We start from the raw sequence: 14133 nt of genomic DNA on the forward strand, positions 1-14133 counted from the left end.
GCGGAGTTCAGCTCTGCCGGGCCAGAACCTCATAGGCCATCACGGCAGCGGCGACCGCGGCGTTCAGGCTGTCCGCCTTGCCCAGCATCGGGATCTTGACCAGCAGGTCGCATTCCGCCTCATAGGCGGGCGGCAGCCCCTGCGCCTCGTTGCCGATGAGCAGGAAGCAGGGCGTGCCATAATCCGCCCCGCGATAATCGAAGCTGGTGTTGAGGCTGGTGCCGACCAGTTGCCCCGGCCCGGCGCGCAGCCAGCGCAGGAATTCGCCCCAGTCGGCCTGCGCTACCGGAACGGTGAACACCGCACCCATGCTCGCGCGAACGGCCTCGACCGAAAACGGATCGACGCACTGGTCGACCAGGATCAGTCCGCCCGCGCCCACCGCGTCGCAGGTGCGCAGCATGGTGCCGAGATTGCCCGGATCGCGCATCGACTGCGCGACCAGCCAGATGCCCGAACGACCGCGATCGAGCGCATCGAGCGATGTCGGCAGATCGGCGAACACGCCCAGCACCGTCTGAGGATTTTCCTTGCCGCTGATCTTTGAAAGAATGTCGCTGGTGGTCTCGTAGATCGTGCCACCCGCCGCGACGACCGCCGCTTCGAGCGCATCGACCAGCGGATGCGGGTCGCGCTGCTGGCCGAGCCACAGCGCTTCGGGAACAATGCCGGCCTCGCGCGCCTCAGTGAGCAGCCTGAGCCCCTCGGCAAGGAAACGGCCCTCGCGCTTGCGATGCTTCTTTTCGCGCAAGGACCGCGCAGCCTTGACTGCGGGGTTGGAAAAGCCGGTGATGAGATGCCGATGAATCGTCATGACAGAGGGGCCGGAAGGACGTTCAGTCCTCGCCGAAACCGTCCATGACCAGGCCGACCAGCTTCTTGAGCGCGGCCTCCTCGCCCTCGCCCTCGACGCGAATGGTGATGCTGTCGCCGCGCGCTGCGCCCAGCATCATCAGGCCCATGATCGAGCTGCCGGTGACCTCGTTATCGTCCTTGCTGACATGCACCTTCACGGTTTGCGGCAGGCGAGCAACGGCGCCTACGAACTTGGCGCTCGCCCGGGCGTGCAGGCCTCGTGCATTGGTGATCTGCACGGTCTGCTGCTGGCTCATTGGGGGCTTTCCTGCCCCAGCAGATCGGACGCGACGCTGATATATTTCTGCCCGGCATCGCGCGCGGCAGCGACAGCATCGCGCACGTTCATCGATCGGCGCGCACCTTCCAGGCGGATCAGCATCGGCAGGTTGACGCCTGCAATCACCTCGACCCGGCCCGCCTCGAGCAGCGAGATGGCGAGGTTGGAAGGCGTGCCGCCGAACAGGTCGGTCAGGATGATGACACCCTTTCCGGTATCGACCCTGACGATGGCCGCGGCAATGTCTGCCCGCCTCTGTTCCATGTCATCGTTCGGGCCGATGTCTATGGTTTCAATATGTTGCTGCTTGCCGACCACATGTTCCATCGCGACCAGAAATTCCTGTGCGAGCCGTCCATGGGTGACGAGAATAAGACCGATCATGGGGGGTGTTTGTACCAGTTGCTGTATCTTGAAATCTCTATGGCTGACGTCAGTCCCTGACCCAAGGCCTTTTCAGCGATCTCTCCCCTGCCCGGCTTTCCGCCATCATGCAGGCGGTGCGGGGCTTTCCTCTATGGCATCTGTGGGTCGTGACGTCAGATTGCGATGCTGGACAGTGGGACAAAAGCCTGCTGCTTGCAAGCATTTGCTGATCTCCTGAGCCACGAACACCGACCGGTGTCTCCCCCCGGTACACCCGATGGCAATATGAACATAAGCCTTGGCCGCCGCCTGATAACGCGGCAGCAGGAATGTCAGCAGATCGACCATGCGGTCGATTGCGCCCTGATAGGCAGGATCTTCGGTGACGAAAGCCCCAACCGGAGCATCGAGCCCGGTCATGTCGCGCAGCGAGCGATCCCAATAGGGGTTGCGCAGAAAGCGCATGTCGAACACCAGGTCGGCGCTGGGCGGCATGCCCCGCGCGAAACCGAAGCTGGTCACGATGATGCTGGTCGGCGACTGTTCGAGCGCGAAACGGCGGCGGATCTCCTGCTGCAGGTCCGACACGGGCATGTCGGTGGTGTCGATGACGTTTTCCGCCCAGCGCCTGAGCGGCTGCAGCCATTCGCGCTCCTCGGCAATTCCTGCTTCTGCCGAGCGGTCCTGCGCAAGGGGATGACGCCGACGGGTCTCGGCATAGCGCCGCTGCAACTCGCGTCCGGCGCAATCTAGAAACAGCGTGCTGATCGCATATTCGGGCCGTTCCTCCAGATCGCGCACCTGGCGAACGATCGATCCGGGATCGAAACCGCGCGTGCGCGTATCGAAGCCGATTGCCAGCGGTCGTTCCTCGCCGAACCGGCGGACGGCATGGGGCGTGTCCATCAGCAACGGGAGCAGCCGGATCGGGAAATTGTCGATTGCCTCCCAGCCCAGATCCTCGAGCGTCTTGAGCGCGGTCGACTTGCCTGCCCCCGAAAGCCCGGTGACCAGCATCACGCGGTGCGGTGCGGTCTCGGCCGGAAGGTCTGGAGATGCGCTCGGTTCAGTCATGGGCCACCCCTGGCACGACACGCGCGAGGCCTTTCCGCGCGTTGCTGCACTAGACCTTCAGCCCATAGGCTTGCAACGCCATTTCCGCCTTGATCGCCAGCACACGGCTGTCGGGGGAAAGCAGGATCTCCGGGATATCCAGCCCCAGCAGCATCCGGTGCTGGCTGCGCTCGATCCAGCGTGGCGCGGCCCGATTGAGTTCGATCAGCAGCGCCACCGGGCTATCCGGTCCGGGCTCGGCCGGCAGCAGACCCAGATTGCGCACTTCGATCAGCCCGCCGATATTGGGAGCAGCCGAGGCGATCAGCCGCTCCCCTGTGCGACGCAACGCCGTATGGTCATCGCTGATCAGCCGGGCGCCGCGATCGATCAGCGCCAGCGCGAGTTCGGACTTGCCGATGCCCGATTCGCCGCTGATCAGCAGTGCTGCGCCGCCAATGCTCACGCAACTGGCCGGATATGTGCAACTGTCCCCCTGCCCCATGCCATCCTCCCCCAATGGTTCCGTTCCGGAAACTGTCCGAATGCTAGCGCCGTGCTCAGGCCGGCGAAATGGGCAGTTCCTGCTGATCCTTGGCAGGCAGGCAGATTTCGAACACGGCGCCCGGCGCCCCATCGTCACGGTCGGCAACGGTGATCGTGCCGTGATGCCCCTCGACGATCGTGCGTGCGATCGCCAGACCCAGCCCGCTATGCTGCCCGAACTCCTCGCCCTCCGGCCGGGCGCTGTGAAAGCGGCGGAAGATGGCCTCGCGCTCGCTGGGTTCGACACCGGGCCCTTCGTCGATCACCCGCACGAGCACCCGCCCGCGCAATTGCGTCGCCTCGATCCGCACCAGACCGCCCGGCGGGGAGAAGGAGATGGCATTGTCGAGCAGGTTCGAGATCACGCGTTCCAGCCGCGTGCCCTCCCCCATCACGACCGCCACGCCGCGCCGCGGCCGTGCAAAGGCGGTTTCGCGGCCATGATTCAGACCGCGCGAACGTCGCAGGTCGAGGAGATTCTCGATCATCTCGCCCAGATCTATCGGCTCGAACCGGGTGCGCGTGAGCTGCGCATCGACCCGGGAGGCTTCGGAAATGTCGGTGATCAACCGATCGAGCCTGCGCACATCGCTGCATGCGATCTCGAACAGTTGCGCACGCAGCCCCTCATCCTTGACGCTGCCCAATCCCTCCAGAGCGGAGCGCAACGAAGCCAGCGGATTCTTGAGCTCATGGCTGACATCGGCAGCAAAGGCTTCGGTCGCATCGATCTTCTGGCGGAGCGCCATGCTCATGTCAGAAAGCGACCGGGCCAGCAGGCCGATCTCGTCACCGCGCGATGGCAGGCGCGGCACCACGACTTCGCGCGCCCGACCGAGACGCACCCGTACCGCAGCGCTCGCCAGCCGCCGCAGCGGTCGAACAATGGTACGCGCCAGGAACAGCGAGAACAGGATCGATACCAACGCGGTCGCCAGCACGATCATCGAAAGATTGAACCGCTCGGCCCGGACGATGCGCGTGATATCGCGGGCGTTGTAGCTGGTCAGCAGCACCCCGTCGCCGCGCGGCAGGGCAATGGCAGCGGTGATCATGGGGGTGCGGTCGGGCGCATAGCGCATGCGGGCCGTCGCCGCCCCGGTCCGCGCCGCCTCGGCCGCTTCCGGCCATTGGCGCATCCGGTCAGGACGGCGTTCGGCAAAACGGTCGACTCGCTGGGCATCGACCAGCCAGTCGAAGCCCTGATCGAGCAGCCGGGCCGCATGACGCTGCCAGGGCTCTTCGGATGGGTCGCGCAGACGATAGGTGGGCGGCGCAAGGGCAAAGCTGTCGAGCACAAGGCCGCCGGCCCGGTTATAAAGGCGGATACGCGAATCATACCGATCGCTGACCGCCTTCACCATCGCCTCGCGACCTCCTCGATCGAGGCTCTGCAAGGCGTGAGCCAGCAGCCAGATGCTCTGCTGTTCCTGCTCCAGCCGCTCCTGGATGATCTGCTCGCGATAGCTGTCGAGATAGAGAAGGCCGCCGCCGAGCATGGCGATGGCGAACACGTTCACTGCCAGGATCCGCCAGGTCAGCGAAACCCGCCTGGTCCAGCCGAGCCGCAGCGAAGGCGGATTATTCTCCGGCGAATCGGTAGCCGGCGCCATACAGGGTATCGATTGCGGAAAATTCGGGATCGACCTCGCGGAACTTGCGCCGCAGCCGCTTGATATGGCTGTCGATGGTGCGGTCATCGACATAGACATCGTCCTGATAAGCCGCATCCATCAACTGGTTGCGGCTCTTCACCACCCCTGGCCGCGCAGCCAGCGCCTCAAGGATCAGGAATTCGGTGACGGTCAGCGTCACGCGCTTGCCGTCCCAGCTGACCATGTGCCGCGCAGGGTCCATCTCCAGCCGTCCTCTCACGATCGGTTCGGCGGCAGGTTCGTCACTGGGCGCATCGGGCGCGCGCATCAGCTCGGCCCGGCGCAGGATCGCCTTGATCCGGGCAATCAGCAGCCGCTGCGAGAAAGGCTTGGTGATGTAATCGTCGGCCCCCATGGCCAGGCCCAGCGCTTCGTCCAGCTCCTCATCCTTCGAGGTCAGGAAGATCACCGGCACGGCGCTATGCTCCCGGACACGGCGCAGCAGTTCCAGCCCGTCCATGCGCGGCATCTTGATGTCGAACAGGCACAGGTCTGGCGGCGTGTCGACAATGGCCTTCAGCGCGGCCTCGCCATCCGAATAGAGCCGCGTGACAAATCCTTCCGCCTGCAGCGCAATCGATACCGAAGTCAGAATATTGCGGTCGTCATCGACCAGCGCAATCACTGCTGCCATGCGTGGTTGAATCCTCTTGGCCCGTCCCGGGTGCCCGGTCGCATATCACAGCCCTAGCGTAAACAGCTATATTCCATTGCCGCAACGCAGCATTTTGGGTCCCTGGCCATAACATTGCACCACCCATGTTATGACACCGGTAGCAGCTATTGACAGACTCCCGACCGCTGGTCTTGGACGATTGCATCACGAGGGAAGGACTGCGTGAGTCGTCTGGAATCGAGAAAGGCTGGCGGGTGCGCGCGAGACCAGCCAAGGGCGGCATCAAATTGGGAGAATTTCAGCAGTGGCCATTAAATCCAAAGTTTCGCTTGCCGATCAGGGCTTTACCGCAACCGACAACCAGCACTGGAATTTGGGCACCGAAGCCCTGGTCGAAGAGGCCCTGCGCAACGGCGAGGGATCGCTGGCCAAGGGCGGTGCGCTGGTCGTCGCAACCGGCAAGCACACCGGCCGCAGCGCCAACGACAAGTTCATCGTCCGCGATGCCGAGACCGAAAACACCGTCTGGTGGGGCAAGACCAATGTTGCGATGACGCCCGAGAATTTCGCCACGCTCAAGGCCGATTTCCTCGCCTTCCTCGCCGAAAAGCCCAAGCTTTACGTGCAGGACCTGTTCGGCGGTTCGCAGCCCGAATACCGCGTAAACGTTCGGGTGATCAACGAATTCGCCTGGCACAGCCAGTTCATCCGCACGCTGCTCGTCCGCCCCAAGGCCGAGGAGCTGTCCGATTTCGCGCCCGAATACACGATCATCGACCTGCCCAGCTTCCGCGCCGACCCCGCCAAGCATGGCACGCGCAGCGAGACCGTGATTGCGGTGAACCTCACCGAAAAGCTGATCCTGATCGGCGGCACTGCCTATGCGGGCGAAATGAAGAAGTCGGTCTTCGGCATCCTCAACTATCTGCTGCCGACCAAGGGCGTGATGCCGATGCATTGTTCCGCCAATATCGGCCCCGAGGGCGACACTGCGGTGTTCTTCGGCCTGTCGGGCACCGGCAAGACCACGCTTTCCGCCGATGCCAGCCGCACGCTGATCGGCGATGACGAGCATGGCTGGTCCGACACCGCCGTGTTCAACTTCGAAGGCGGCTGCTATGCCAAGATGATCAACCTCTCGCCCGAGGCCGAGCCCGAGATCTACGCCACCACCGGTCGCTTCGGCACGGTGCTGGAAAATGTGGTGATGGATCCGGCGACCCGCACGCTCGACTTTGCGGACAATTCGCTCGCCGAGAACAGCCGCGGTTCCTACCCGATCGACTTCATCCCCAACACGTCGAAGGACAATCTGGGCCCGGTGCCGAAGAACATCATCTTCCTCACCGCCGATGCCTATGGCGTGCTGCCGCCGATCGCGCGGCTGACCCCCGAACAGGCGATGTACCACTTCCTGTCGGGCTATACCGCGCGTGTCGCCGGAACCGAAATCGGCGTGACCGAGCCTTCGGCGACCTTCTCGACCTGTTTCGGTGCGCCGTTCATGCCGCGTCACCCCTCGGTCTATGGCAATCTGCTGAAAGAGCGCATCGCGAAGGGCAATGTCACCTGCTGGCTGGTCAATACCGGCTGGACCGGCGGCAAGCACGGTGTCGGCAGCCGCATGCCGATCAAGGCGACGCGCGCGCTGCTCAACGCCGCACTCGATGGCAGCCTGAACAATACCGAATTCCGCACCGATCCCAATTTCGGCTTCGAGGTTCCGGTCAGCGTACCGGGCGTCGACAGTGCGATCCTCGATCCGCGCGGCACGTGGGCGGACAAGGCGGACTACGACGCCACCGCGCAAAAGCTGGTCGGCCAGTTCATCGACAATTTCGCGCAGTTTGAAGAGCATGTCGATGAGGCGGTCCGCGCCGCCGCCCCGCAACGTCAGGCCGTCGCCGCCTGACCCGGCCCGGTTCACGATCGGGCCTTCGTTCTTGAAAGCCCGATCATGACCGACCACAGCATAAGATCTTTCGATTCCAGCACAGCCGTTCGCCACCTTGGCGAGCGGCTGATCGCTTCCTGCCTGCCGCGCGAGGAGTGGACGCACGAGGCGCATGTTGCTGCCTGCTACTGGCTGGTGGCGGAGCGGCCCGATATCTGTCTGGCGAACGACCTGCCCGGCATCATCCGGCGGCACAACGACAGTGCCGGCACGCCCAATACGGACAGCAGCGGCTTCCATGCGACGATCACGCATTGCTATGCGGTTGGCGTGGCGGCGTTTCATCGGCGCTGCGATGGGTCGCAGCCCCTGGTCGATCGCGTCAACGTGCTGCTGACCGCGCCCGAAGGTGCCCGCAACTGGCCGCTGCATTTCTATTCGCGCGAATCCCTGTTCTCGGTCGAGGCGCGGCGTGCGGTAATTTTACCTGATGTGGGTGCCTTGCCCGAGTGATGCCGATGGCGACCCCGGTTGCTCCATGATAACTTCAGCCGTTCTCTGGCGAGAGCCGGAGCATGGCATTGGGCATAGGGAGCAATAGGCATGGATTTCCTCAACAACATCGTCGGCCAGCTGGGCGGCGTGGACAGGATTGCGGGCCTCGCCAAGCAGGTGGGCCTCAGCGAAGCGCAGGTCCAGGCCGCAATGGCCGCGCTCGGCAAGGCCGCGCCCCAGCCCGGCGACACGGTGACCAGCGCAGCACAATCGACCGGCCTGCCGATGGACAAGCTGCAGCAACTGCTCGCCCAGGTCGGCGGCGAGGACGCGCTCAAGAAGATCAGCGGCTTTATCGACCGCGACGGCGACGGCAACCCGGTCAACGACATCATGGGCTTCGCGAAGAAGTTCACGGGGCAGTAAGCCACGTCTCGATCCGCTAGAGGCGACCGCAGGCCCAGCCACCTCTCCCTTCCCGCGTGCGGGAGGGGAGATTGCTGAGGCTCCGCTTCAAATCCTCCCCGAGCTTGTCTCGGGGAGGGGGACCGCCGACCGAAGGTCGGGGGTGGAGGGGAAGCGCGGTGGCAAGGCGTCCAGTCGGAGGCATCACAAAGCTACCCCTCCACCACCCGCTGCGCGGGCAGTCCCCCTCCACCAGCAAGCCGGGGGAGGAGTTGTGAGGATTACTCCGCCGCTTCCCCTGCCTCATCCTCCGCGATCAGCGCGGTGTCGCCATAGCGGGGCAGCGCCTCGATCTCGTCGATCGCCTCCAGTTCGCGCTTGCCGGTCTCGATGTTGAGCGCGGCAAACTTGCGGCCGGTCGACAGAACATTGCGTTCGAAGCTGCCGACGAACTTGTTGTAATGGCCAACCGCGCTCGACAGACCTGAACCCACCCGCTTGAGATGCTCGGCCGAGACCGCTAGCCGATCGTAAAGTTCCTTGCCGAGCTGGCCGATCTGCCGCGCCTCCTGCGCGAGGCCCTCCTGCCGCCAGACGCTGGCGACGGTGCGGGCGATCGCGACGAGGTTGGTAGGTGTAGCCAGCAGCACCTTCTTTTCAAAGGCATAATCCCAGAGCTTGGCATCATGCTCGAGCGCGGCGGAGAGGAAATGCTCGCCGGGGACGAACATGATGACATAATCGGGCGCGTCGGCGAACTGATCCCAATAGGCCTTGCGCGATAGGCCATCGATATGCGCCTTCATCGAAGCGCAATGCGCGGTGAGCGCGATCCGGCGCGCATCGTCGTCATCGGCTCCGAACGCGTCCTGATAGGCGTTCAGGGACACCTTGGCGTCGATCACCAGCGATCGCCCGCCCGGCACCTTGACCACCGCATCGGGGCGAAGCCGCCCGTCCTCGGTATCAACGCTCAGCTCCATCAGGAAATCGGTGCGCTCGGCCAGGCCGCAGCTTTCCAGCACGTTGCGCAGCTGCTGTTCGCCCCAGCGCCCGCGTGCCTTGGGTGCGTTGCGAAGCGAGTTGACCAACCGCGCCGCTTCGGTCTGCACCCGCTCCTGCCCAGCGCGCATCTGTTCGATCAGCCCGGTCAGGTTGCCATAGGCCTCGCTGCGCGTCGCCTCGATCTTCTGGACCTGATCCTCATAGCTTTTCAGCCGCTCGCCGACGGGCGCGAGCAGCGCGCGGATCTTTTCCTCGTTCTTCTCTTCGGACTGGGCAAAGCGCTCGTTCGCGCGGCGCAGGAACGCTTCCTGCGCTTCTCCGAGTAGCTTGTTGCCAACCTCGCCGAACTGCTGCGCCAGCTGCTCACGCGCCTCAACCAGCAAGCGCACCTGCTTTTCGTGATTGGCGGCATCGGCCTTCATCGCGGAAAGTTCAGTGGCGACAGCTTCATATTGCGCGCGAACCGTATCGAGCCGCTGGGCAAGATCATCGGCCTGGCGCGCGCGTTCGCTCGCGGCGGCGAGCTGCCCCTGCAGCGCAGCACCCTGCTGCCGCGCATCGTCGAGCTTTAGCGCCAGATCGTCGGCAAGCTTGGCACGCTCGCTCGCGCCTGCCAGATCGCGGATCGCGGCGTTGAACTGCTCCTGCAGCGTCTTGAGCTGAACCTGTGCCTCGTCGCGCTCCTTGCGTGCATCGCCGACCGGCTTGCCGCCAAGCAACCAGCCCAGGCCGAGCCCGACAATCAGAGCGACAACAATGAGAATGGCGACCATCGGGTCCATATGGGGCTTTCGCGCGCAGGAGTGGAACGAAAGGCGAACCTAGAGTGCGGTGACCTGATTGGCAATGGGGCATTGCCGCCGAATTGGGGACAGACCAGACGAGCCCGCATCCGTCATTCCCGCGAGAGCGGGAATCCCGCTTGTGAACGGAACGCAATGAAAGAAAGCGGGACCCCCGCCTTCGCGGGGGTGACGGTTCAGTCCATTTGGAGATCAGTAGGCGTTCACGCCGCCTTGCGCATCTTCTCGAGCTTTTTCAGCACCATCTGGCGCTTGAGGCGCGACAGGTGGTCGATGAACAGGATGCCCTCGAGATGGTCCATCTCGTGCTGCAGGCAGGTCGCCATCAGCCCGTCCATCGCCTCTTCATGCACTTTGCCGTCAAGGTCCTGCCAGCGCGCGCGGATGCTCGCGGGGCGCTCGACTTCAGCATATTGGTCGGGCACCGAAAGGCAGCCCTCGTTGTAGAGCGACTGTTCGGCGGACGGATCGAGAATTTCGGGATTGATGAAGACGCGCGGCGCCTTGATCGGCTTGCCTTCCTCGTCTTCCTGTTCCTGCAGATCGATCACCAGCACGCGCTTGGGGACACCAACCTGGATCGCAGCCAGACCGATGCCGGGCGCGTCGTACATGGTTTCGAACATGTCGGCGACCAACGTGCGCAGATCGTCGTCGAACGTCTCGACAGGTGTTGAGACGGTCTTCAACCGCGGATCGGGCACTTCAAGGATGGGACGGATAGCCATGCCGCCCAGATATGACTGCAATGCCGCCCGGTCAAGCGGCCTGCACCCGCCTCATGCGCGTCCGAAGCTGCGCGGTGCGGACAATCCAGCCGGCGCCAGAGGGCGACGGCCGAAGGTGCGGCGCTCGACCAGCGGGTTGGCCTCTTTCTCGAGCAGGGTCAGCGATCCGAAATACAGTTCGCGCAGCCCCACCACGTCCTCGAGCAGTTCGTCCGGCTCGGCATGAGTCTCGACGCAATGGCGCGCCATCATCTCGATCTTTTCGGACAACAGGCCCAGTCGCTCGGCACCGAACTGATGCGCCTCGCTCTTCAGCGTATGCGCCGGCAGCACCAGGCGAGCCGCGCTGCGGTCGCGCATCGCCGCCTCGATCGCCTCGACCGATTTGACGCCGTCTTCGCGAAAATAGCCCAGAATCCGCACGAAATCATTGCCCAGCGTCGCCCGTGCCTCGGCATAGGTCGACCAGTTGACCAATGGCACCTCTTCAAACGACATGATGCTTTCTCCCGACATGCCTAAGCACTTGCTCTTCGTTTTACATCGGGATTGGTAAATGAAGTCTTGCGGCTGACTAGCGCATGGCCGATTCAACAACAAAAAGTCATGCCGTCTGCACGGTACGAATAACTTCTAGAAAATCAGCTGTTTGAGAACGGATTTTTTGGTGCGCGATAGGTCAGCCGCACTGGAACCGCGCCAAAACCGAGTTCGCGGCGCAAGCCGTTGATAAGATACCGCGAATAGCTTTCCGGCAGTTCATCCACGCGGGTCCCGAAGATGACGAAGCCCGGCGGGCGCACCTTTGCCTGGGTGATGTAGCGCAGCTTGATCCGCTTGCCGCCCGGAGCCGGCGGCGGGTTGGTTTCAACCGCCATTTCGAACCAGCGATTGAGCTGCCCGGTGGAAACGCGGCGCGACCAGGCGGTGCGCGTCTCGAACGCTACCTTGATCAGCGTGTCGATGCCCTTGCCGGTCACGCCCGAAATGGTGAGCACGGGCACGCCCTTGAGCTGTGCCAGGCCTTCGTCGAGCGCGGCCTTGATTCCGTTGAACAGGCTGGAAGCGTCCTGCGCGACATCCCATTTGTTGATCGCGATGACGAGCGCGCGGCCCTCCTTGATCACATGGTCGGCAATCTTGAGTTCCTGCAGCTCCAGCCCGCGGGTCGCATCGAGCAGCAGGACAACGACCTCGGCATAGTCGATCGCACGCCGGGCATCGGCGACCGAGAGCTTTTCCAGCTTGTCGGTGACCTTGGCCTTCTTGCGCATGCCTGCGGTGTCGATCAACCGGACCTTTCGGGGCGGCGCACCGTCCGCCAGATTCCAAGTCCAGTCGATCGCGATCGAGTCGCGGGTGATACCCGCTTCGGGGCCGGTGATCAGACGGTCTTCACCCAGAATCTTGTTGATAAGCGTGGACTTGCCCGCATTCGGCCGCCCGACGATCGCGAGTTGCAGCGGCGCTGCTTCCAGCGCGTTTTCGTCGATCGATTCGGCATCCAGATGGACATTGGCGAATTCGGTCTCCGCCTCGCCTTGCTCTTCCCAGCCTTCGATCAGCGGGCGCAGCGCATCGAACAGTTCGGCCAGACCCACGCCATGTTCGGCGCTGAACGCGATCGGCTCACCCATGCCGAGCGCATAGGATTCCATGAGGCCCGCATCGGCAGCGCGCCCTTCCGCCTTGTTGCCCATCAGAATGATCGGCGTCTTGGTGGTGCGCAGCCAGCGGGCGATTTCCTCGTCGAGGGGGGTCAGCCCGGCCCTCGCATCGAACACGAAGATCGCGGCCCGTGCGCTGGCGACGGCAGCCTCGGTCTGCTGACGCATCCGGCCCGGCAGCGTTTCGGGGTCCTCGTCCTCATAGCCAGCCGTATCGACGATCTGGAAATGCAAGCCCAGCAATTCGGCCTTGCCGACACGGCGGTCGCGGGTGACCCCGGGCTGGTCATCGACCAGCGCCAGCTTCTTGCCCACCAGACGGTTGAACAGGGTTGATTTGCCGACATTGGGCCGGCCGATGATGACGATTTCGGGTAACATGATGCCGCCTGTATAGCGGAAGGGAGCTTTTGTCTCCCCCCGCAATCAGACCCTCATCAACGATAGGCCGTGATAGTACCGCCGTCGTCGAGAATATACAGCGTGTTGTCTGCCACGATCGGCGGCAGCGACACCTTTTCCTTCAGTTCGAACAGCAGCGAGAACGTGCCGTCCTCCGGATTGACGGCGCCGACCTCGCCCTCGGTATTGACCGTGAACAGACGCCCGCCGGCTAGCACCGGGCCGTTCCAGTAGATCGCGCCTTCCTTCTTCTTTTCCTTGCGATAGCGCTGCAGCTGGGTCGACCAGCGCACCTTGCCCGTGGCGCGCGCGATGCACAGGATACGCGCATCGTCGGTCAGCACGAACAGCCATTCGCCCGCGATCACCGGGGTCGAAATGCCCGCGATGTTGAGTTCCCAGATTCGCTGGCCGGTGACCAGCTCATAGGCGGCCATGCGTCCGCCCTCACCCACCGCATAGACGCGACCGCGATCGATGATCGGATCGGCATCGATATCGGTGAGCGTCGACACCGAGGTCGAGATGCTGGTGCGTGCCAGCGCGTCGGACCACAGGTTGCGGCCATTCTCATACCGATAGGCGATCAGTTCGCCGCTCGAGAAACCGGCGACGACCGTGCCCTGCCCGGCCGCCGGAGCCGCGACGCCGAACACGCCCGCCTGGCCCAGCGATCCGCTCTGGTTCCAGGAGGTGGTACCGTCAGTCTGGTTGAGCGCGATAAGCTGGTTGTCCTGCGTCATCACATAGACCGAGCCGAAAGCCAGGGTCGGTGCGCCGCGCAGCGGCCCGGCCGGCTTGACGCGCCAGATCTGCGAACCATCAGACGGGTTGAGCGCTGCGACTTCACCGACACCATTGGTAGCATAGACGCGGGTTGCATCGACACTGACGCCGCCGCCGAACACCGATGACGATCCACCCTTGTCGGGTTCCAGCGTGACCGACCAGACAAGGGCGCCGGTGGCGGAATCAAAGGCGTGGACCGTGCCGTTGGTATCTATGGCATAGAGGCGACCGTTGAAGACGACCGGAGCAGCCGCCAGCCGCACGCGCAGGCTGGACCCTGCAATCCGAGCGCTCCAGGCGCGCGCCAGATTGTCGCCGATCGTCAGGTGGCCGATGGCCTTTGTGGCGGTACCGCCAGGCTGGTTCCAGTTGGCATTGGTAACAGCAGGCGGCAGGATCACCGAAACTCCTGCAAGATCCTTGTCAACAGCAGCGCCGCTCTCTGCGCGGGTCAGGATCGATGTGCGATTGCCCACGGTGGGCGTAACAGGCTTGTCCTTGCCACCCAGAACACCGCATCCTGCCAGCGTGGCCGACAGCGCGAGAATCGTCGCCCATTTTGCCTTGTGCATTG

General features: G+C 63.8%; 15 protein-coding genes. 3 read left to right on the top strand and 12 right to left on the bottom strand.

Annotation, left to right across the window (positions count from 1 at the left end):
* Window positions 1-7: 7 nt before the first annotated feature.
* The 7 genes from C7451_RS03050 to C7451_RS03080 form a co-directional block, all read right to left on the bottom strand.
* On the bottom strand, window positions 8-814 hold the full coding sequence (locus C7451_RS03050) for a TrmH family RNA methyltransferase (RefSeq protein ID WP_110297514.1): 807 nt from the start codon (window positions 812-814) through the stop codon (window positions 8-10).
* A 22-nt stretch (window positions 815-836) separates the two neighbouring features.
* Window positions 837-1112, bottom strand: coding sequence for an HPr family phosphocarrier protein (locus C7451_RS03055; RefSeq protein WP_110297515.1), 276 nt, complete (start codon window positions 1110-1112; stop codon window positions 837-839).
* Window positions 1109-1519, bottom strand: a complete 411-nt coding sequence (locus C7451_RS03060; protein ID WP_110297516.1) for a PTS sugar transporter subunit IIA — start codon at window positions 1517-1519, stop codon at window positions 1109-1111. The genes C7451_RS03055 and C7451_RS03060 overlap by 4 nt, the downstream gene beginning before the upstream one ends.
* A 105-nt stretch (window positions 1520-1624) precedes the next feature.
* The gene (rapZ, locus tag C7451_RS03065) at window positions 1625-2575 is read right to left on the bottom strand and encodes an RNase adapter RapZ (RefSeq protein WP_110297517.1); all 951 of its coding nucleotides are present in this window, start codon (window positions 2573-2575) and stop codon (window positions 1625-1627) included.
* Between the two features lie 49 nt (window positions 2576-2624).
* Window positions 2625-3020, bottom strand: a complete 396-nt coding sequence (locus tag C7451_RS03070) for an HPr kinase/phosphorylase (RefSeq protein WP_244181548.1) — start codon at window positions 3018-3020, stop codon at window positions 2625-2627.
* Window positions 3021-3114: 94 nt separating this feature from the next.
* Window positions 3115-4713: a sensor histidine kinase gene (locus tag C7451_RS03075; protein ID WP_110297519.1), complete on the bottom strand. Its 1599-nt coding sequence runs from the start codon at window positions 4711-4713 to the stop codon at window positions 3115-3117.
* Complete coding sequence (locus C7451_RS03080; RefSeq protein WP_110297520.1) at window positions 4682-5389, bottom strand: response regulator transcription factor; 708 nt, start codon at window positions 5387-5389, stop codon at window positions 4682-4684. The genes C7451_RS03075 and C7451_RS03080 overlap by 32 nt, the downstream gene beginning before the upstream one ends.
* Window positions 5390-5675: 286 nt before the next feature.
* On the opposite strand from C7451_RS03080, the gene C7451_RS03085 reads away from it, so the two are divergent.
* The 3 genes from C7451_RS03085 (at window position 5676) to C7451_RS03095 (ending at window position 8186) form a co-directional block, all read left to right on the top strand.
* Entirely contained in the window at window positions 5676-7283 is a 1608-nt protein-coding gene (locus tag C7451_RS03085) for a phosphoenolpyruvate carboxykinase (protein ID WP_110297521.1), read from the top strand.
* Between the two features lie 45 nt (window positions 7284-7328).
* On the top strand, window positions 7329-7778 hold the full coding sequence (locus C7451_RS03090) for a hypothetical protein (protein WP_110297522.1): 450 nt from the start codon (window positions 7329-7331) through the stop codon (window positions 7776-7778).
* A gap of 90 nt (window positions 7779-7868) precedes the next feature.
* Window positions 7869-8186 (top strand): hypothetical protein, encoded by a 318-nt coding sequence (locus C7451_RS03095; protein ID WP_110297523.1) that lies wholly within the window; start codon window positions 7869-7871, stop codon window positions 8184-8186.
* Between the two features lie 260 nt (window positions 8187-8446).
* Here C7451_RS03095 and C7451_RS03100 read toward each other — a convergent pair whose 3' ends face one another.
* The 5 genes from C7451_RS03100 to C7451_RS03120 form a co-directional block, all read right to left on the bottom strand.
* Entirely contained in the window at window positions 8447-9952 is a 1506-nt protein-coding gene (locus C7451_RS03100; protein ID WP_110297524.1) for a DNA recombination protein RmuC, read from the bottom strand.
* Between the two features lie 224 nt (window positions 9953-10176).
* Window positions 10177-10701: a peptide deformylase gene (gene def / locus C7451_RS03105; RefSeq protein ID WP_110297525.1), complete on the bottom strand. Its 525-nt coding sequence runs from the start codon at window positions 10699-10701 to the stop codon at window positions 10177-10179.
* 51 nt (window positions 10702-10752) lie between these two features.
* Window positions 10753-11199 carry an Hpt domain-containing protein gene (locus C7451_RS03110; RefSeq protein WP_110297707.1) on the bottom strand — a complete coding sequence of 149 codons (447 nt, stop codon included), beginning with the start codon at window positions 11197-11199 and terminating at the stop codon, window positions 10753-10755.
* Window positions 11200-11342: 143 nt separating this feature from the next.
* Window positions 11343-12749, bottom strand: a complete 1407-nt coding sequence (gene der / locus C7451_RS03115; protein WP_110297526.1) for a ribosome biogenesis GTPase Der — start codon at window positions 12747-12749, stop codon at window positions 11343-11345.
* 56 nt (window positions 12750-12805) lie between these two features.
* Window positions 12806-14131, bottom strand: a complete 1326-nt coding sequence (locus C7451_RS03120) for a PQQ-like beta-propeller repeat protein (RefSeq protein ID WP_110297527.1) — start codon at window positions 14129-14131, stop codon at window positions 12806-12808.
* Window positions 14132-14133: the final 2 nt, after the last annotated feature.

Source organism: Blastomonas natatoria (assembly GCF_003201955.1).
Taxonomy (GTDB): Bacteria; Pseudomonadota; Alphaproteobacteria; order Sphingomonadales; family Sphingomonadaceae; genus Blastomonas; species Blastomonas natatoria.

Coding starts and splice junctions, on each gene's coding strand:
- C7451_RS03050 (WP_110297514.1), bottom strand. CDS start 814: ATGACGATTCATCGGCATCTCATCACCGGCTTTTCCAACCCCGCAGTC.
- C7451_RS03060 (WP_110297516.1), bottom strand. CDS start 1,519: ATGATCGGTCTTATTCTCGTCACCCATGGACGGCTCGCACAGGAATTT.
- rapZ (WP_110297517.1), bottom strand. CDS start 2,575: ATGACTGAACCGAGCGCATCTCCAGACCTTCCGGCCGAGACCGCACCG.
- C7451_RS03110 (WP_110297707.1), bottom strand. CDS start 11,199: ATGTCGTTTGAAGAGGTGCCATTGGTCAACTGGTCGACCTATGCCGAG.
- C7451_RS03075 (WP_110297519.1), bottom strand. CDS start 4,713: ATGGCGCCGGCTACCGATTCGCCGGAGAATAATCCGCCTTCGCTGCGG.
- C7451_RS03120 (WP_110297527.1), bottom strand. CDS start 14,131: ATGCACAAGGCAAAATGGGCGACGATTCTCGCGCTGTCGGCCACGCTG.
- C7451_RS03095 (WP_110297523.1), top strand. CDS start 7,869: ATGGATTTCCTCAACAACATCGTCGGCCAGCTGGGCGGCGTGGACAGG.
- def (WP_110297525.1), bottom strand. CDS start 10,701: ATGGCTATCCGTCCCATCCTTGAAGTGCCCGATCCGCGGTTGAAGACC.
- C7451_RS03090 (WP_110297522.1), top strand. CDS start 7,329: ATGACCGACCACAGCATAAGATCTTTCGATTCCAGCACAGCCGTTCGC.
- der (WP_110297526.1), bottom strand. CDS start 12,749: ATGTTACCCGAAATCGTCATCATCGGCCGGCCCAATGTCGGCAAATCA.
- C7451_RS03100 (WP_110297524.1), bottom strand. CDS start 9,952: ATGGACCCGATGGTCGCCATTCTCATTGTTGTCGCTCTGATTGTCGGG.
- C7451_RS03055 (WP_110297515.1), bottom strand. CDS start 1,112: ATGAGCCAGCAGCAGACCGTGCAGATCACCAATGCACGAGGCCTGCAC.
- C7451_RS03080 (WP_110297520.1), bottom strand. CDS start 5,389: ATGGCAGCAGTGATTGCGCTGGTCGATGACGACCGCAATATTCTGACT.